Raw genomic sequence first — 18,475 nt, 5'->3', positions numbered from 1 at the left:
GCAGGTATTTGAAATTACTTGTAGAAATTGATTTCTTGAGGTGAACACGTATGAATTTTAAATGTAGATTGAAAATCATATTTGCAGAAATGGATATTAAACAAAGTGACTTTGCTAAAAAAATCGGCATCGACGGCTCGACTCTTAGTGCCATTGTTCGGAATAGAACTCAGCCAAGATTTGATACTGCATATATGATTTGTAAAGAACTAAAAAAACCTATTGAAGAAATATGGATACTTGAAGAGGAGTAACACAATGCAAAAACCACCATTCAAAACACTAAATCAAATCGTTGAAGGATACTATCATCCAGGAAAGGGATTATCTGAGGTTGCAAAGTTTATTGTAGAACATGAGGAAGAATCTTTATTTGTACTGGATTACAAAGGAATTTTGTATCAAAAAACATCCGGTCAAAAATATGATCAAGGTTACGAAACACTACTGCTTCCTTATACAGAAATTCATTCAAATTCAAAGCAAGATTTATTACAACTGTTAAAGCGAAAAATAATTGTTTATTTTACATATAACGAACGAGATCAACAGAAAGAAGAGTTTATACCTCATATGGGGAAGCAACTGTTTTCGTTTATGAGTCATCTACTGAAAAATATCCAGCAGAATAAAAAAACAAACTCAATTAAATTTATTCTCATGGATATTGAAGCTATAGGTTACATTCCTAAGCTTCCTAAAATTTTGGCTGGTTGCCGAGGGTTTAACATGGGGACCTGCTTATTTGTAGATGATAAAGAAACGCTACTATACGGATATAGCAAAGAACAAGTAGATAAGATGTATAAAAGCAGTATCGTTATTTCTAAAGTACACAAATAAAAAATCCGCCTCCAAAAGGAGACGGATTTCTTCGATATATTGAGTATTGGGGTAAATAGAATGTTCAATTGAAAATATAATACATTTAGATACAACAGTCAAGAACCTGTTCTATCTTTAATTCTTATTGCATATACTGTTTATGCATCTGGAGAATCACCACACGAGAGACACCTTCAACTGAGGAAGGTGTCTCTTGTTTTCAAAGCATGTTAAGCACTTTAGAAGCATATATTAAATTGCTCCGGCTATGTCATACAACATGCCAATCTATACAGAAAAAAGCACTCCCCTCTCACAAGGAATGCTTTTTTGTCTGCCCTATTTTACGCATATATAAAACCTTTTGGTAATTGCATACTATGCATACTCTTCAAAACCGTTCCATCCTACCCCTCAAACCGCACATACTCCCCTGATACCCATTGGTCTCCACCAACGTTGTACCAGCCATTTTGAATGCCCCAAGATTGATAGCGTTCTCCGCGGTACACCTTTTTCACAATGTCGTAATTCGTTCCTGGTCCCGTACGAACGCGTAATACATCCGCTGTAATGGTAACGACACCTACACCATTGTTAGACGGTTGTGTGGATGGTGCTGTATTGCCGCCACCGTCATATGCGTTTTGCACCCTTTCAATGAAAGACCCCCAACGTCCTTCTGCCAACATACGGTGTGGACAGTGCTTCCCACTCCATGATTGATGTGTACGAACTTTACTGATTGGAATGTTATATTGTCTCATCAATTGAGCCATAATAATAGCCGCATTATTTTCCGCCTTATAATATCTATCTCCACCACTTAAAGAGTAGCAAATTTCAACCCCGATAGATTTACGATTTCCGTTACCTCCACCATCACCGCAATGCCAAGCGTTACGCTCTAAAGGAATTCCTTGTACCGCTTCTTTATCATCTACTGCGATGTGGAAGGACACTTCATTATTATTTCGAATCATATACGCGATTTCATTTTCCGCTGAAGCATCGTTGTAAGTGTTATGAACCGTTATGAATTCAGGATTCATTGTATACGGACACTTTATACCATATTTACTTGGGTCAACTAATTTTTTTCGGATTTCCATTATTGAACATCTCCACTTCCTAAGATTTTTTGTTTAATTTCAGAAACATCTTTTGATAAATCCCCAAAAGCTTCTGCTTGTTTTGTGATAACGTCCTGATTCTTTTCAATGACCTTTTGATATTGTTCTTCACGCTGTTCATTCTTTTTTTGCGTCGTAAAAAGCATCCACACGAATAACGCTGCGAATGCTCCCTGTTGAATCATGGAATTGAAGATTTGTTCTTCCATTGTTCTCATCCCCTTGTCATGGCAATAGAAAAAGAGCCCTGTTAGGAGCTCTTTTGGATACGATTTTCACATTATTCCTTTAACTACTAGACCTAAAACCCCTGTTACAACCCCCCCGATAACAATTCGTAAAATCCAAGTTGTATTTAAACTGATTTTTTCTAATTGCTTATTAACTGTAGAAATATCTTTTTCATTTATCGTAGTACGCATCTCTAAATTTCTTATTTCTCGCATGATTTCTTTTTGCTCCAAAGTCAACTCCTCTATTTTTTTCTTGATGTCTTCCATGTTTCCACATCCCTTTCTTATTTCTCGCATGATTTCTTTTTGCTCCAAAGTCAACTCCTCTATTTTTTTCTTGATGTCTTCCATGTTTCCACATCCCTTGTTCTAATTAAATTACGAAGCATCTAGATATATTATTCTAAAAATGGACAAGATGTTCTTATTCAAACAGAGTATGTGGAACCCTTATTTATAATCAGGTCTAAAGACTGTAATTCCTTTTCGTGCAAGTGCACGCATCTCTTCATCCAGACGATCTAATTCACTTCGTTTTACTTCTGGGTTCATCTCAGTATCCGATTTTACAACATAATATTCTTTACGTAACTTAGCCATATCTCTATCAATTCTATTAAATACTTTCATTTCTTCGGCATTTGATGCATCTTCTTCATTCTTTTTACTATCCGCTTGAATCGCTTGTTGTTCATCCATGATGTTGTAGTAATCCTCCATGACCTTACCACCACCTTGGCCATTTACAAAGAATGCTTTTGCACCTGGTGTCGATTCATTCCATTCCTGTGCAATAGGTGTAGGTACACCTTTATTAGATATTAATGAAATCGCACTATCCAATCCTTTCAATGGAAACTGACCTAATCCAGCCGTATATCCTTTATATAGATTATCAATTTTGTATGGAGAAGCTTCGATTCCAACCTTATCTAATGCACTCGCCATTTCACGAGCTGTTAAGCTTGTATTTGGACCATATTGCTCTTTCGGTGAATTTTTCTCATCACGCTTTGGAACAATTGGACCATCCCTAAAAAAGCTATAGTTTGCCATATTCTCGACAATTGGTTGTAACGTAGTCGGTATCCATGGTACTTTCACCGCATCATTTACAGTTTTATCAAATCCATCAAACGCATACTGATTTCCCTCTCTATATTTATTTGCTCTTTCTACTGTATTAGCTAGTAATGAGATATCGAAAGGCTTGGGAATCCGTCCCACTTTATCAGTACCAGGAATGGCATATGACCAATACGTGTCTTTCTCTTGTTGCGGCATATTGTCCATCATTTCTTTTTGTTTATCATTTGCATTTGCATAACTTGCGATGGCTAGTGCACTTGGTGGTAAGGTTGAACCTGCAATACGGGCACTTGTTCGAACTGGATGTTCCTTCATGGCACGAATTAATTTGTCTTTTCCTTGTACGTTTGCATTTAAGAACGTAAAAATTCGATTCGCAGATTGCATGGAATTCCCCATACGGTTGAAATCCATTAAATCACGCGCCTGATAAGCTGATTCTTCTGGCGTTAATCCCTTTTTCAATCCTTTATGATAAGCCCCGACTTTTGTTGCTTCTTCCGATACTTCAGATATATTTTGTAATACTTTCAGCCAATTTTTAGGATTGACAGGAGCGGTAATAGCCTTTATCGCTTTTGGAAGTCCAGATTCTTGTTTTTCTAATCCTGATAACTGTTCTTTCAACAAATCACGATCGGCAGATAAATATCCACCATATGCACCACCCTGATTTACCCAGTCATCATACACCTCTGAACCTTTCCCGAACTTTTTCTTCCCAACTTCTTTAAGTCCCTTTACAAAGTCGAAAGGATTGTACCCTGTATCACTTACCACATAAGCTGCAAACTGGTCACGAATCGGATTTCTCAAGGCAAATTCAGGAGTTAAGGTTGCCCCGGCGCGTAGCCAATCACTCGGTTTTGATGCGGCCAATATAAATTTATTTGTAACCTCCTTGTCCATTGCTTTCACGGCACGATATAATTCAGGCGCTAATTGATATTGTTGTTTTTCCCCATTTCGAAAAACAGTTACAATGTTCTCTTTCGCTACCGATTCTTTTCCATCACCAGCAAGCTTTTCAATCCATTTCCCTGCGCCTTCGTTTTCCGCTAAATCTGCTAGAGCTAGGCCAACTTTATTTCTTTCAATTGCTTGCATAGACTTGAAGGTATTTTTCACAATGCTTTCAAACGGATCAATGACATTTCGGCTCGAACCCTCTATACGCTTAACAGGATTGGTTAAATCTACAAATCCTTTTCCTCCGCCGAAACCTTCACCCATGCCTTCTTCATCAAAATAACGATTGAATGGCATGTAGTTTGGGTGTTTTTCACGCATGGCAGTAACAGCGTCTTTAGATAACATTTGCCCTTCAACCAACATATCTAGCAAAGAGTCATTGTAGGCTTTAATCTTTTTGTGTGCCGCTTGTATTTCAGGATTATCAAACTTCGCAATTGTTTTCTCTATCTCGTCCGGAGTAAACCCAGTTTTAATGCCTTGTTTTTCTAAGTCTCTTGCATGNGCTTGTATTTCAGGATTATCAAACTTCGCAATTGTTTTCTCTATCTCGTCCGGAGTAAACCCAGTTTTAATGCCTTGTTTTTCTAAGTCTCTTGCATGTGTAGCGGTCACATAATCCCGTATATCTGCCATATCAACCTTTGAATCTCCAAAGATATTACGGAACTCTTCTACCTTCATTTGCGCCTTTTTAGGCGTTCCCGCTGCAAGCCTTGCCTTCTTATAAGGAGAAACAGACGCATCCGCCAATTCTCCACCAAGTATTTCTTTCTCTGCTTTAGAAATCGGATAAAGTCTATCCATTACATCTGTATATAACTCTTCTTTCGAATTTGGTAGTTTTTGCAGCACTTGCTTCACACGCTCAAGACCCTTAGTTTTTTCATTCACATTAATTTTTCCGCGGAAACGCGCTTCATCCCCTTGATTCGCCCATATTTGCGCATCTTCTTGTACTGTTTTCAATCCCTTTTGTACATCTTCCGGAATGGTATTTTGAAAATGCTTCATAAATGCAGGTGCTTCTTGTTCTGCCATGGCTGGGTTGAGTAAATAACGACGCATGAATTCCGCCATACCTTCTTGACGAATTTGTTCAGGCGTATAATTTTGACCGGAGGTGTGGGAACCAAGTTTCATTAATTCGTCATCAAATTTTGGGTCATTCAATCCAAATTTCTTATCCAAATGATGACCTGTTTCATGCGCTAACGTTTCTAAGNTGGGAACCAAGTTTCATTAATTCGTCATCAAATTTTGGGTCATTCAATCCAAATTTCTTATCCAAATGATGACCTGTTTCATGCGCTAACGTTTCTAAGTCCCCATAATCACGCGTACGAATGACTTCGGGACTATTCTTATAAATACCCGAAACAGCATCGTCTCCCAATCCCATGCGTCCCGTACGAAGTGTGATACCCACATTATCACGGAAACTATCCATTAACTTTTTCTGCGTAATGGTCCGCCCATCTGGCGCCATAGCGGATTGAATGACCGGAGGTGCATGGCGCATCGCTTGTACGTCATCAGGAAGTTCTCCATTTGAAGAAGCTTTCTTTTTCTGTTTGGCCACACTTTCGATTGCTTGTTCTAACGATGGTGCGGATTCTGATGCAGCTTGAATTGGTAAAGATTCCGGTTCGTTTTTGATACGTGTATCTTGTAATGCTTGTTCTTCCGCAGCTTGATTGGTGAATTCCCTTTGTTGTCTTTCCTGCTGAATGACATCATCCGATACGTTAGAAGTAGAAGTATTCCCCTTCGTCTTACGCAAATTTTGCACCGCATTCATCAAACCGTGGGCAAGCGGCGTAATAGCTGCCCCTGCTGCTGTCTCTACGCCAATCCGTTTTAAATGGTCTCCTACCGTCTGTTCCGGATTCACATATGCTTTGGCTGGTGTTTCTGCACCTGCAATAAGGGCACCTGTTACTGCGCCCTCTTTTGCGTATTGTCCGATTTTTCCGAGTTTAGAAGTATTCTCACCAACCTTCGCAGCCATTCCCAGTTTCCCCGCTACATTCGCAGCCCCTGCACCAGGAAGTACATAGCCAATCCCCGTCGATACAAAGTCAGCAATGTTTTCTCCTACACCTTCACGGTGATCTTGCCAATCTACCGAATCTTGTGCTCTTACTTTTTTCATGGCCGCACTTGGCGCATTGAGTAACGTAGAATCCATAGTACGATTCGCAAAGCGATTGACTTCTTTCGTTCCTCTGCTTTTCCCACCATCTTTCATATACTCATCCCAAACTTCTTGTCTGGTCTTACCTTCAGGTGGCTTAATCATTTCACCAAACTTTTTAGCACCGAATTTCAAATCATCAAAAAAACCACCTTCCTGAGGTGGCTGTTTCGCGATACGATCAATCGTACTCATCATACGATTGGTACGACTAGCTTCTTCCTGTTGTTTCATCCAGTCTGTGGATGTGGATTGTGAAATACTGTTCGCTGCTTTTATTTGATCTAAAAACGGATTTCTCTCTGGTGGCTTTCTATGGTCCTCATTATTTTTGTCAAATGCAAGGCTTTGATAGACATTCTCTAAAGGTTCTTCCTCTTGTCCTTCTTTCAAAGCAAAGATTTCTTTTTTATTTTTTACAAGATTACCTGTATTTTCATTCCGAACTTGAATGGATTGCGTATTTTTTTCATATTTATCTTGATTCCCACTATAATAATCCACACGTCGAATATCTTGCTGGGCCGTATTGGAATTGAGTTCAATCATGCGTTGAAGCGTAGCACGCTGATTATCATCTAGACCACCATTGTCTTTTTCCCAATCCTTCACCATAGAAGACGCTTGTTCTCTTTCTATATCGCTTTTCTTTTTACGAGGCATCCTTCACACTCCTTACCAAAATCCTTTCGGCCCAAACTGTTTCAACAAAGAAGAAGACTCCCATGGTTTCCTCAATAACAGCGACTCCACATAAGATGGTGCTTTCTTTACTTCTTCCTTCTTTTGTCCATATGCATACGGGGCATTATTTGGGTTACTGTACCAATTGATTTGATCGCGTGTATAATCATTCAATGAAGATTTTGAGCTTATACTTGGTGAACTGCTAGAAGAACTACCGCCACCTCCACCACTATTTCTAGAGGCGGCTGCTTGCTTTTTTAAGTTATACTCCTGTTGCCAATGGCTATCAGATACACCGTCCCTTCCGGAACGATAATTGAATTCTTGTTGCCAGCGATTGTCCGATACGCTATCCCTTCCAGAGCGATAATTATAATCTTGTTGCCAATGATTATCGGCTACACTGTCGCGACCGGCCCTGTAATTATAATCTTGCTGCCAACGGTTATCCGATACATTGTCCCGACTTACTTGATAATTATAATCACGTGTATCTTTTTGTTTCCCATAATTAAAACGACTCAAATCGAGATTGTAATTTCGATTGTCATTATTTACGGARTGATTAAATCGGCTCACATCWARRTTATAATCACGYAAGTCTTTYTCCTTTCCATAATTAAAACGAYTCAGGTCTAAATTATAATTCCGATCATCATTTTTCATTTGATAGTTAAATCTATTTTTATCAAGACTATAGTTTCTACCATCATTAAAAATCGTATAATNTCTAAATCATAATTTCGATCATCATTTTTCACGGTGTGGTTGAAACGATTTATATCCAGATCATAGTTTCTATCATCATTTCGAACCGTATGATCAAAACGGTCTCGTTCTAAACCATAGTTTCGATTATCATTTTTCACTTGATGGTCAAATCGTTTATTATCGAATTGATAATCTCTCCAATCTTTGTCTTTCGTATAATCAAACTTATCACGCTCTAAATCACGATTTAACGTGTCATTTTTCTGTTGATAATYGAAGCGCTCTTTATCAAAATTATGGTTTCGTAAATCATTTTTCTGTTGATAGGCAAARCGGTCTTGATCCATCTTCATTCCTTGTTCTCCACTCCATTCCTGAAACGCCTGTTGGCGTTCACGGAAACCAAGGTCTTGGTCACGTTCCATYAGTTGGCGAGCTAAAGAAGCAACTTTTTGTGTACGCTCTGCTTCTAAATTTCCTCTTTGTGATARACCTGCAATCGCGATTTTATTCATCGCATCTTGTGATAAACCCGAGCTTCCCATCCCTCTTGCRGCTGCTTGTTCTGCTGCTTGYGTTTGACTATCCGCTACACTCGTTTGCATGTTTTGCAATGCTCTTTCATATAAAGAACCYAGCTCGTCATTCGCTTGTAAGCGTGCATCTTGCATACTTAAATTACGCCGTTCTGGCGTTGTAAACACTGGATAATTCGTCATACAAACTCACCTCATCCCATTGAAATAGCCATATAATGAAAAGCCAGTGAAGTATCTCTTGTTGTATTCTTATTGTGCAAAGTAAGTGTAAAAGAAGTTACCGTAACTTGTGAAAGATATACCACGATGTCTCCTGTTCCAATATCTCCATTCGCCGCTGTCACTGTAACAAACGGAATTTGGGAAAAGGCAGGAGTAAATAAGATTTGTTTCTGCAACGTTTGCCCACGACTTATCTGAATAAACTCTGTCTTTCCCACTCGTATGTTATTTTTATAGAACCCATACTCATTTAAATTTTGTAAAATCCCATCATTGTCATTATGRGCATTAATTAAATTCGTAAATTCTTCATTTACTTGCCCAGATGAAATGGTTGTACCTGGCATAAAATTATATTTTCTTTGAATTTGTACCATAGGACGTCTCCTTTCTTCTTTTCAATTCATACTGGTTTACTTGCCCAGATGAAATGGTTGTACCTGGCATAAAATTATATTTTCTTTGAATTTGTACCATAGGACGTCTCCTTTCTTCTTTTCAATTCATACTGAACCCCGATGCCGTATACAACAAAAGGACGTATATGAGTTACGTCCTCGATAATCATGCCTATTTTTTTCGTTCGATTATTTACCCGTAGGCGATTAATATACATTTCGATTCTATCAAATGTATTCTGGTCCCAAATCGCTTCATCCCAATTGGAAACATTCGCAGCATTTGGTCTTGTACCATTTACCTGCTTGGTTTCAAAATCTAATTTCACTCCTAACCGATACCCGTTGGGTTGATTACTATGCAACCATATCCGATGAATCTTTTTGTCTTGTGTCATCAAACCNTTGGTTTCAAAATCTAATTTCACTCCTAACCGATACCCGTTGGGTTGATTACTATGCAACCATATCCGATGAATCTTTTTGTCTTGTGTCATCAAACCAAAATCAAAATACTTGGTTTCCATGCGAAAAGGAATCGGCTTTCCATCATCATGATATTCAGGATGAAAGACATACGCATTTTTATTGCTTCCAAAATAAAAATTCCCATCATAGTTTACGAATACATCCGCTTTGATATTCGAATAAACAGTCCAACACTCCTAACCGATACCCGTTGGGTTGATTACTATGCAACCATATCCGATGAATCTTTTTGTCTTGTGTCATCAAACCAAAATCAAAATACTTGGTTTCCATACGAAAAGGAATCGGCTTTCCATCATCATGATATTCAGGATGAAAGACATACGCATTTTTATTGCTTCCAAAATAAAAATTCCCATCATAGTTTACGAATACATCCGCTTTGATATTCGAATAAACAGTCCAACACACCAGCAATTCATCATAGACAAGTGTTTTTCCATTTGGAAAAGATAGATAGTACTTCCCTTCAAAATAACCTGCAACAGCTTTATTTTTTTCTGTAAGTGGGATCGCACGCATTGTCGATTCTATTTGCTTGGTTATAATTTGTGCACTTACCATATTAAAGTCATTCGCAAATAATCCATATACATGTGTATCACTCAAATAAAAAATTTGATTTCCAACTACTTGAATACTCTCAGGTGCCATACAGCCCGTTGGTGTATTGATCTTTACTAATTCATAATCATATGTTGTTTTTCCATATAAAGCCCATATGGAATGCCGGCAGAAGATAATTAAACTATTTCGAAACGTTACCAGCCCTACGATTTCATCATTTTCATTACTTGCCACATCAAAAAAATTAATGGCGGGAAAATAATCATATACAGCGTATCCAAGTTTGGGATCGATGTGGGAGAATGAAACCCGATTCTTTATGTCATGACCCACAACAAATAACCGCCCGCCAAAGAAAGCCATGTATTTGCAGTTAAATAAAGAACCTATATCATTCAATCCTGGATTTCTTTGTTCATCCGCCGTAGGTACATATGCTGTTACAGATGACAATTGATTTTCAGCATACACTTTTAGAGAAATATTATTGGCAACTAAAACAACACGGTTTCCTTTTCGGTCTTTCATCGTGATAAAATTCGCTCTGTCACCAGTAGAGGGCGGACCTGGGATATCAACAAAGAANATTGGCAACTAAAACAACACGGTTTCCTTTTCGGTCTTTCATCGTGATAAAATTCGCTCTGTCACCAGTAGAGGGCGGACCTGGGATATCAACAAAGAACTTCCCATTCCATCTCCTCAAACGGTCACCCATCATCAATAGCTCATTTGTGCCATCCGACTTGAGAAATGTATAGGCACCTGTTATCTTATCTCCTACATAAGCAACTTGTTTATAACCTGTTCGTTTCCGAATTTCCCCCACACCAATCACTGCATTTTCTATTTTACTTAGTTCTTTATCCCCAATTACATTTGCATACACTGTATCATTCAATCCCATTGAAAAATCTTTGAATTCAGCAGTATCCTTCACTCCTCATCACTCCCTTTCAATCCGCAAGGAAGGTAGGAGCATCACTATACTCGTGGATGGTCTTCATTCGCACACCTGACCTCTTTACTTTCCGTTTCTCACGAAAGACGGCATATTGTTGCCTACGTTGTTCATATCGCTGCATACGATCTGGCCTATCCGCATAATCTCCATCCATAAACTGTAGTTGTCCAACAGCGTATAAAATTAATAAATCGTGATAGGGACTATCAATTTCAGGTACATCTTCCATGTCCAACAGCGTATAAAATTAATAAATCGTGATAGGGACTATCAATTTCAGGTACATCTTCCATTCCTTTTAGATGACTTAACTTTTTATAATAATAGACCTCAATAGGTTGTTGACTCCCGCCTTGTAACATCAATTCATTTCCCCACACCCAATACCCTTGCTGATTTTCTTCCCCTACAGGTATACGCGGAAATACTTTGTTCGTTTGCATCACTCGTTCTATATCTTGTACGTCATTTGGTAATTTGTATGGATATGTTAAAGTGGCTTTCTTTTCTATCCTTGCAATCGGGGTGATATCATCTAATGCACGATTGAGCCAATGTTGAATATCTCCATTTTCAAAAATGTCGTCAACATCCCGGTTCACTTGCAGGATTAGTTCTTGCAGATTCACTATGATTCCCCCCCACATTTACACCCTGTACATATTTTTGTACGCCATCCACACGGCCATATGCATGCGCGTTCCAAAATGCTTCTTTTGATTCTCTCGCATAATCTTCCGCTAGATCATTCAGTTTTCTTTCTTCTTCTTTTTGTCTCTTTTTCTCAGTATCTTCCACAGTTTGAACAGCGGAGAATCCGTTCACTGTATGGATTCTCTTGATGTGGTCTATCGTACGAGAATCTAATTCTTCAAATCCGATTTGTGGAATTTTCATAATCGACATATCTAATAGTCCATCCATAATGACATGTTCCCCATTTTTAGGATTCCACATAAGATACAAGTGNTCAAATCCGATTTGTGGAATTTTCATAATCGACATATCTAATAGTCCATCCATAATGACATGTTCCCCATTTTTAGGATTCCACATAAGATACAAGTGGGGATCATAGGATTGTAACTGTTCTTCCACATGATAGATATCATTTAAAAATGTTCGCTGAAATCCACGTCGTTCATACACGCCCATGATCTATACCTCCGTGAAGTTTAAAAAAGAGGAGCTAGTCGCTCCTCTCAATTTATTTSGTATATCCAGTTGCTTCTTGCACGTCTGACAGTTGCCAGAAGGCATTACGTGCGTGACATACCATTGTTTCTAACATATACGCGGTCGCTTCATATGCCGCTTTATTCGGTACACGCGAGAACATCGAACCATCCTCTTCCATGAACTGAAGGTCCGCTACACGGTATAATCCTAAATCGTCATAATTTCCTCCCCACACAATACCTGCCGGCATATAACGGTCTACTAAGAATGGTTTYCCATCAAACTCTAATGCAGAATAGCCACCTTCTAACTGCATTACATTTGTGTAGCGTTTATTTGTAGTCAGTACAGCCTCGTATGCTGCACGTACACCRTGCGAACCCATAAGRAAGTCTGTTTCTTTYCCACTCACAATAGATGTTTCATCCATCACTAAACGTAGTAGCGCATCGGAAATCGGACGAGCCGTTCCATTATTSGCAAACATATTTGCTTTCCACCATGTATATGTGGAAGGATTTAACCCTTGTAAGATGAGCTTATCATCAATAATTCCATTTAACCCCATTGGCTCTAAATTAGAAGACCCAGCTGACACAATGCCATCTGTTGCCGCGGTTGCAACTGCAGCACCRTCAATCGTAAYGGTAGTCGCTGCACGATCAATTGCTGTAACAGTTCGATTGCTKGTTGTCACGCTACCTGTCGCATTGACAATATCTACTTTTTGTCCAACGAAGAATCCCTTCACACTACTTACCACAAGTGCATTCGCAGCCGTCGCCTGTGCGGTACAATTCGCAATACGTCCTGAACCATTACCGAAGGTAACACGTGCACGGAAGTTCTTCATATCCGTTGTTAAACCTTTTACCTCAGATTCTACTGCACGAAGATAAGACGTTTCATTTTTCTTCGATGATTCAATGGTTTGTACGGTAAGTTCTAAACGACCAGCCACCATACGTGCTGTACCTGTCGAGCTCTTATACGCTTGTTGYCCCGCTGTTGGTAAGTTACCATTTTCAGCAACTGCYCCAACCCCCGTGTTACGTCCAAAGTGGTGAGGAATTAAGAAATTCGAACCATCACCATTAATCTTTTCCACTTTCTTTTCTAACTGTGAAACGATGTAGTTCGCATTGTTAATCTGTTCTTTAATCCCTGGCAAGTAATCGATTTTTAAAACATCCGCTAATGTCGTTAATGTAGCACCCATAAGTAGGATACCTCCTTAAATTTGTTGGTTTGCTGATCGTAATCGTTGTAATGCTCTTTCACGCGCCACTTTAAAATCTGTAGTTGGTTCATCCGAGACAAGTCCTGTTACACCAGGACCTTCCACCTTCGGCGCTTTCTTACTTTGTAAATATTCTTGAATGGCCGTTTCTTTTGCTGAAGTAAGCTGTTCTTCTAACTGCTGCGCACGCATGGCGTTATACGCYACTTCAAAATTAGGAACATTTTGTTCCACCATAAATTGTTCTAACGCTGCTGCATCTGCGCCTTTTTCTTGYGCGAATTGCCCTAACGCTTGAGTGAATCGTTGTGATAATTGGTGCTGTTCACGCTGATATTCCAGTTCTTCTGCTCTTTGTGCCTTTGCTTCCAGACTCTCTAATTTCTGCTGAATTTCAGGCGTCACACCAAACTTTTCAGCACGTTGTAATAANCTTCGGCGCTTTCTTACTTTGTAAATATTCTTGAATGGCCGTTTCTTTTGCTGAAGTAAGCTGTTCTTCTAACTGCTGCGCACGCATGGCGTTATACGCCACTTCAAAATTAGGAACATTTTGTTCCACCATAAATTGTTCTAACGCTGCTGCATCTGCGCCTTTTTCTTGCGCGAATTGCCCTAACGCTTGAGTGAATCGTTGTGATAATTGGTGCTGTTCACGCTGATATTCCAGTTCTTCTGCTCTTTGTGCCTTTGCTTCCAGACTCTCTAATTTCTGCTGAATTTCAGGCGTCACACCAAACTTTTCAGCACGTTGTAATAARTCTTGTTGTTCAATTGCTTGCATCATACTATCAAGATCGTTGTACCCTGCTTGTTGTTGAAAAAAGTTAATCGCACGATCATACTTGTCATAGTTACCATATCGTTCAGAAACTTCTTGTTCCCAACGCTGACGTTCTTCCATAAGAGCCGCTTGTGTACGTTCTTGTAATCTCTTCGCAAAAGCTTGAGATTGTTCAATATTTTCTGGTGGTTGCCCTTCTGGATTATTTTCTATTGGCGGTTGCTCAATTTGTTCAGGTGGATTTGTGACCTCACCTGCACCTTGTGGAGGTGCGCTTTCCCCACCTTCAACGCCAGAAGATGCAGTTTCAATTACTGCTTATTGAAAATTACCTAAACGTAAACGAAATGGTTTTAACATATTTCTTTCCTCCTGTGGGTGGGCGCAAGTCCACATTCAACGCCCGAATTTTTGTATATAAAAAAGCCGCTTTTTATAGCGACTTACTTAGCTAATTCACATTGCAATCTGTAGCCCTCTAAATGCCAAATCTTATCAACAATTCGTTCTTTGCAACATTCAATTCCAATGTTTACATCATAATTAGTAGGGTCAACACATGCACTGGATTCCGTCAGAATGAAACCATTCGGTAATTTAGCAACAACTACTGTACATTTACCGTGAAACTCTTCTACCGTCCACTGTGTTTTATCTAAAATAGCGTTAATATCTTCTTGTGTAATTTTATTTTTCATTATTCAACCACCATCCAATCCTCTGCTAACACATCAGAAGTGCTAGGGGACCATGTAGCAACATCGTTTTGGGCTGTTTTCAATGCAAGATATGCACGATACGGGACATTTTCTCCGCCAAATGCTTCTTTCATAATATCTGTAGCTGGTGGATATGATGCAGCAGGCACATAATAAACAAACATACATTTCCCGTTCCAACCTTTACGTGCAATTTTATTCCCTTTTTTAACTGCTTCAATTGCTTGTCCGAATTTCATCATTCAACAACCTCCCAATCTTCTGCTAACATATCTGTTTGTGATGCTAACCAAGGAACAAATGTATCATCAACTGTTTTCATACCAATCCAGGGGAGGAGTCCTTTGCATTTGTTACCACCTACCACCTCAAAAGAGATATCAAACTCCCCCTGCTTTACGAGTCTTACCCACATACCTACATCATTCCAACCTTTACGAGCCACTGTCTTACCTTGTTTCAATGCTTCAAGCGCTTGGCCAAAAGTCATTATTCTACAACCTCCCAGTCATTTGCGAACATATCCAAGTTGGTTGGCTTCCAACCTACGGATATTGTATTCTGCGCGGTTTTAATAGCAATTGAATCCTCAAATCGCGGTTCCCCTGCATACTCTCCATATCCATATCTAAACGCGGTAGAAAAATCGTTCCCGTTAACCAGATACAGAAACATCCCTTTACCATTCCATCCGGAACGAAATACCCTTTCTCCTTCTTTTAACCGATGCCATGCCCAACCAAAATCACCAATAGTTAAATCCATTTATCTCTCACCCTTCTGCACTTGTTTTTCTACTTTCTTTTCTTCAATATCTAATTTACGATGTTGTAACTGTAAGTCTTGTTCTTTCATAGCTTTCTGCGCTTCTTGCATGTGTTGTTCTTGTTCCATCTGCTGCCTTCTATCCGCTTCCATTGGCGCATTGAGTGCCTCCATATGTTGCTGTACATGGTCATCAACTAACTGNTGCATGTGTTGTTCTTGTTCCATCTGCTGCCTTCTATCCGCTTCCATTGGCGCATTGAGTGCCTCCATATGTTGCTGTACATGGTCATCAACTAACTGTTGCACTTCAGGCGGTAATTCATCGTATAAGCTTGATTTTCGGAATGCATTATGAATATATACATGCACTTCATGGTCATAAAAATCACGCACCTGCGGTGTCGCCAGTGGTAGTTGTGGAGGTTGCATGCCAGCCTGCATGGGGTCTACACCTTGCGCTTGCATCGCTTGGGCTTGCTCCTCAAACTGTTGTTGCTGGATGCTGTATTGTTGCAATGCTTGTAACGACTCTGGATTCTGTGCAATTTCCTCGAACTGCTTGTTTTCCATTTTTGCTTTGTTTTCATCAAGCTGCTGCATTTCAAACAGCTCATTACTATCTCCCATACCCATTAATTTTAAAAATCCTTGGGTATCTGGTGAGCCGTCTTTCTTAACAATTGCCCCTTTATCCCACATGGTCATAATGCGGTCTTGTTGCGCCGATTTCATTTCAGGGAGAGAAGAACCTTGAATAATATTAATGTCCTCTCCACCGCTTAAATCAGACCCAGTAAAGCTTACTAATTCAATATCATTATCCGGACCAAGAATACGGGCCATACGTTCCTCTGTATAATGTTTCTTCATCAGCAACAGTACACGTTGCAATAAACGCTTCATCCCATGCTCATAGTTTTGAGAAGAAACGGCAAGCTTCTCATTCTCCTGTTCTACCATGAGAGACAATCCGCTATACGTATCTAATCCAGACGGCAAACGTCCTTGTGAGATTTCACGCGCACCTGATAAATCGTCGATATCAGCATCATGATTATTTAAGATACGATCATAGAAGGACGGGATATCTGGCGCACCAACTCTTTCCGGTCTCACACCCTCTATCGGTGTATAGTGAACAATTCCACCTTCTTCATTTGTAATTTCATCTTCATCCACACTTGACCCCATGGGCACAAGCCACATACTATTCCCCATTTTCCTTGCATGTGTGGCAAACATAGAGCGCATAATATTGATTTCACGCTGAATCGGCAACATATCTTTAATAAATGCTTCCGCTTTTAGCATTTTCGTCTATATCCAGCAATTGTCCACCTGCAATCGTAACTTTCAATCCATTTGGATGCTTACCACACGGTTTTACCCACATTTCATCCACCATTGCCATGTTGGGGCGTTTTTTACTAGTCGAGTTGAATCCATTTTGTGGTGTCACATCAAATGCAGCCGCAAACCCTACATTCTCATCAGCAGCGACATCTTTTCCGTAGCGCTCTTTAATGTAATCAATATCACGTGGCTTTCTTTCCACAATCCAACGAATCTCTTCGTCCATTTCAGCGGCGGGGTCAATGTATACAGTGAGCGGGTCACAAATACGACACCGAATTTCACCCGTATATAAACGTTGCATATCTTCCTCAAAACCAACTTCGCCTTCCCCTGGCGTAATATCTTGACCAGCTTCCGCATCAAAATATACTTTTGCGGCACACCAGCCTTTTACACCGTTATTCAGGAAAATATCACGTGTTTTACGATCCATTCCTGTTTGTTCCCACCAATATTTAAGAAATTTTGATGCTGCTTTCGCAATTTCAATGCGTGTTTCATCGTTACTATCAGGTACAACATCGAATTTCACGCGATTTTTAATTTGTTTCGCGAGCTTGACCATCATACGCGGTCTAATTTGGTTCACTGTAATGCGTTGTTCTCCATTTTCAAGAGGTGCAGTGATCATCTTTTTACTAGTTGGATTCCATACAAGCCACTGATTACCGCGATAATAGTTTACTTGTGCCATCATTTGACGTTTTTCTTCCCAGTCCTCGGCTTGGGTAATACGTTCTTCCACAAGAGACACCCAATCATCAGGACTTTTCTGTTCTTGCTTTTGTTCCTTTGGTTTATTGAGACCAAACAATGTTTCTCACCGCCTTTACATGAAAAAGAGCCTATACGTTTTGATACGCAAGCCCTTTTAAGATTTCTTTACTTTCGACTTCGACACTTTCTTTTCCGCTTTGATTTCATATCCTTCCACACACAGTTCTTTTATCTCTACAGGTGTATAGGCAAATGTCGGGTCAATTTCAGCTCTCTTTTCATACATTTCCTCATAATCATCCGCTACCGCGAATTTTTCAATACTACCTAACGTTAAATGAAACACTCTAGCCATATCGTGGCCACTCCTATTCTAAATGGTATATTGGTACAGGCTGTTCTTCTTTCTGTGCTTTCACCATCTTCACTTCACCCTGCTTGTATTCGGCAAAAGAGGAGGCTTGGATACGATCATACAATTCCTTACGCTCTTGTTGCCACACATCACGTTCCCCTTGATGTACACGCTCCATTTCATATGCAAACACACCAAGAAATACAATGACTGCAAATAATACAAAAAAGACAACATACGTCATTGTAGTTGCCCTCCTTTCCTTCGCCCTCTCGATAGTCTAATAATGTGGCGATGTACCTTTTCTTCTAATGTCACTGGNTAAAAAAGA

14 protein-coding genes and 10 pseudogenes are annotated in these 18,475 nt (G+C 39.6%); 2 read left to right on the top strand and 22 right to left on the bottom strand.

Annotated elements, in window-relative coordinates; genetic code table 11:
* Positions 1-50 precede the first annotated feature (50 nt).
* Both ASE54_RS09085 and ASE54_RS09080 read left to right on the top strand, forming a co-directional pair.
* Positions 51-254 (top strand): helix-turn-helix transcriptional regulator, encoded by a 204-nt coding sequence (locus ASE54_RS09085; protein ID WP_001009469.1) that lies wholly within the window; start codon positions 51-53, stop codon positions 252-254.
* 4 nt (positions 255-258) lie between these two features.
* The gene (locus tag ASE54_RS09080) at positions 259-843 is read left to right on the top strand and encodes a type IV secretory system conjugative DNA transfer family protein (protein WP_001171598.1); all 585 of its coding nucleotides are present in this window, start codon (positions 259-261) and stop codon (positions 841-843) included.
* Positions 844-1,232: 389 nt separating this feature from the next.
* On the opposite strand, the gene ASE54_RS09075 is transcribed toward ASE54_RS09080, so the two are convergent.
* The 22 genes and pseudogenes from ASE54_RS09075 to ASE54_RS08980 form a co-directional block, all read right to left on the bottom strand.
* Positions 1,233-1,937, bottom strand: coding sequence for an N-acetylmuramoyl-L-alanine amidase (locus tag ASE54_RS09075; RefSeq protein WP_000405770.1), 705 nt, complete (start codon positions 1,935-1,937; stop codon positions 1,233-1,235).
* Complete coding sequence (locus ASE54_RS09070) at positions 1,937-2,167, bottom strand: BhlA/UviB family holin-like peptide (RefSeq protein ID WP_000392441.1); 231 nt, start codon at positions 2,165-2,167, stop codon at positions 1,937-1,939. The genes ASE54_RS09075 and ASE54_RS09070 overlap by 1 nt, the downstream gene beginning before the upstream one ends.
* A 66-nt stretch (positions 2,168-2,233) precedes the next feature.
* Positions 2,234-2,458: a hemolysin XhlA family protein gene (locus ASE54_RS09065; protein ID WP_003261708.1), complete on the bottom strand. Its 225-nt coding sequence runs from the start codon at positions 2,456-2,458 to the stop codon at positions 2,234-2,236.
* A 183-nt stretch (positions 2,459-2,641) separates the two neighbouring features.
* Positions 2,642-4,756, bottom strand: a pseudogene (locus ASE54_RS36795) (LPD38 domain-containing protein); the annotation flags it as partial.
* A gap of 1 nt (position 4,757) precedes the next feature.
* Positions 4,758-5,477 (bottom strand): annotated as a pseudogene (locus ASE54_RS36790) (4'-phosphopantetheinyl transferase); the annotation flags it as partial.
* A 1-nt stretch (position 5,478) separates the two neighbouring features.
* Positions 5,479-7,112: pseudogene (locus ASE54_RS36785) on the bottom strand (4'-phosphopantetheinyl transferase); the annotation flags it as partial.
* 12 nt (positions 7,113-7,124) lie between these two features.
* Positions 7,125-7,864: pseudogene (locus ASE54_RS36780) on the bottom strand (hypothetical protein); the annotation flags it as partial.
* A 1-nt stretch (position 7,865) separates the two neighbouring features.
* Positions 7,866-8,566: pseudogene (locus ASE54_RS36775) on the bottom strand (hypothetical protein); the annotation flags it as partial.
* Positions 8,567-8,577: 11 nt separating this feature from the next.
* Complete coding sequence (locus ASE54_RS09050) at positions 8,578-8,985, bottom strand: H-type lectin domain-containing protein (RefSeq protein ID WP_000250065.1); 408 nt, start codon at positions 8,983-8,985, stop codon at positions 8,578-8,580.
* Between the two features lie 1,663 nt (positions 8,986-10,648).
* Positions 10,649-11,002, bottom strand: a pseudogene (locus ASE54_RS36770) (hypothetical protein); the annotation flags it as partial.
* A 16-nt stretch (positions 11,003-11,018) separates the two neighbouring features.
* Positions 11,019-11,655 (bottom strand): annotated as a pseudogene (locus ASE54_RS09035) (hypothetical protein).
* Positions 11,612-11,995, bottom strand: a pseudogene (locus tag ASE54_RS37530) (2,3-dihydroxybenzoate--AMP ligase); the annotation flags it as partial. The pseudogenes ASE54_RS37530 and ASE54_RS09035, both read right to left, overlap by 44 nt.
* A gap of 238 nt (positions 11,996-12,233) precedes the next feature.
* A complete protein-coding gene (locus ASE54_RS09025) occupies positions 12,234-13,424 on the bottom strand; it encodes a phage major capsid protein (protein ID WP_057187526.1) in 1,191 nt (396 codons plus the stop codon).
* 454 nt (positions 13,425-13,878) lie between these two features.
* A partial coding sequence (locus ASE54_RS09015; protein WP_346503049.1) for an MFS transporter occupies positions 13,879-14,541 on the bottom strand: 663 nt, incomplete at its 3' end.
* Positions 14,542-14,672: 131 nt separating this feature from the next.
* Entirely contained in the window at positions 14,673-14,927 is a 255-nt protein-coding gene (locus ASE54_RS09010; protein WP_000791086.1) for a Gp49 family protein, read from the bottom strand.
* A complete protein-coding gene (locus tag ASE54_RS09005) occupies positions 14,927-15,187 on the bottom strand; it encodes a DUF2829 domain-containing protein (RefSeq protein WP_000668389.1) in 261 nt (86 codons plus the stop codon). The genes ASE54_RS09010 and ASE54_RS09005 overlap by 1 nt, the downstream gene beginning before the upstream one ends.
* A complete protein-coding gene (locus ASE54_RS09000; protein WP_003269488.1) occupies positions 15,187-15,438 on the bottom strand; it encodes a DUF2829 domain-containing protein in 252 nt (83 codons plus the stop codon). Before ASE54_RS09000 ends, ASE54_RS09005 begins: the two co-directional genes overlap by 1 nt.
* A complete protein-coding gene (locus ASE54_RS08995) occupies positions 15,438-15,713 on the bottom strand; it encodes a DUF2829 domain-containing protein (RefSeq protein WP_000366285.1) in 276 nt (91 codons plus the stop codon). Before ASE54_RS08995 ends, ASE54_RS09000 begins: the two co-directional genes overlap by 1 nt.
* Positions 15,714-15,917: pseudogene (locus tag ASE54_RS37525) on the bottom strand (hypothetical protein); the annotation flags it as partial.
* A 99-nt stretch (positions 15,918-16,016) separates the two neighbouring features.
* A pseudogene (locus tag ASE54_RS37520) lies at positions 16,017-17,886 on the bottom strand (hypothetical protein); the annotation flags it as partial.
* Between the two features lie 57 nt (positions 17,887-17,943).
* The gene (locus tag ASE54_RS08985) at positions 17,944-18,144 is read right to left on the bottom strand and encodes a hypothetical protein (RefSeq protein ID WP_000124815.1); all 201 of its coding nucleotides are present in this window, start codon (positions 18,142-18,144) and stop codon (positions 17,944-17,946) included.
* Positions 18,145-18,157: 13 nt separating this feature from the next.
* A complete protein-coding gene (locus tag ASE54_RS08980) occupies positions 18,158-18,388 on the bottom strand; it encodes a hypothetical protein (protein WP_000222862.1) in 231 nt (76 codons plus the stop codon).
* Between the last annotated feature and the right edge of the window lie 87 nt (positions 18,389-18,475).

The organism is Bacillus sp. Root131, assembly GCF_001429475.1.
GTDB lineage: Bacteria > Bacillota > Bacilli > Bacillales > Bacillaceae_G > Bacillus_A > Bacillus_A thuringiensis_S.
The sequence above is the reverse complement of the archived record's forward strand: the minus strand, read 5'-3'. Positions and strand labels throughout refer to the sequence as shown.

Excerpts from the sequence above, each read along its gene's own strand:
- ASE54_RS09085 (WP_001009469.1), top strand. The coding sequence starts at position 51 with ATGAATTTTAAATGTAGATTGAAAATCATATTTGCAGAAATGGATATT.
- ASE54_RS09080 (WP_001171598.1), top strand. The coding sequence starts at position 259 with ATGCAAAAACCACCATTCAAAACACTAAATCAAATCGTTGAAGGATAC.
- ASE54_RS09075 (WP_000405770.1), bottom strand. The coding sequence starts at position 1,937 with ATGGAAATCCGAAAAAAATTAGTTGACCCAAGTAAATATGGTATAAAG.
- ASE54_RS09070 (WP_000392441.1), bottom strand. The coding sequence starts at position 2,167 with ATGGAAGAACAAATCTTCAATTCCATGATTCAACAGGGAGCATTCGCA.
- ASE54_RS09065 (WP_003261708.1), bottom strand. The coding sequence starts at position 2,458 with ATGGAAGACATCAAGAAAAAAATAGAGGAGTTGACTTTGGAGCAAAAA.
- ASE54_RS09010 (WP_000791086.1), bottom strand. The coding sequence starts at position 14,927 with ATGAAAAATAAAATTACACAAGAAGATATTAACGCTATTTTAGATAAA.
- ASE54_RS09005 (WP_000668389.1), bottom strand. The coding sequence starts at position 15,187 with ATGAAATTCGGACAAGCAATTGAAGCAGTTAAAAAAGGGAATAAAATT.
- ASE54_RS09000 (WP_003269488.1), bottom strand. The coding sequence starts at position 15,438 with ATGACTTTTGGCCAAGCGCTTGAAGCATTGAAACAAGGTAAGACAGTG.
- ASE54_RS08995 (WP_000366285.1), bottom strand. The coding sequence starts at position 15,713 with ATGGATTTAACTATTGGTGATTTTGGTTGGGCATGGCATCGGTTAAAA.
- ASE54_RS08985 (WP_000124815.1), bottom strand. The coding sequence starts at position 18,144 with ATGGCTAGAGTGTTTCATTTAACGTTAGGTAGTATTGAAAAATTCGCG.
- ASE54_RS08980 (WP_000222862.1), bottom strand. The coding sequence starts at position 18,388 with ATGACGTATGTTGTCTTTTTTGTATTATTTGCAGTCATTGTATTTCTT.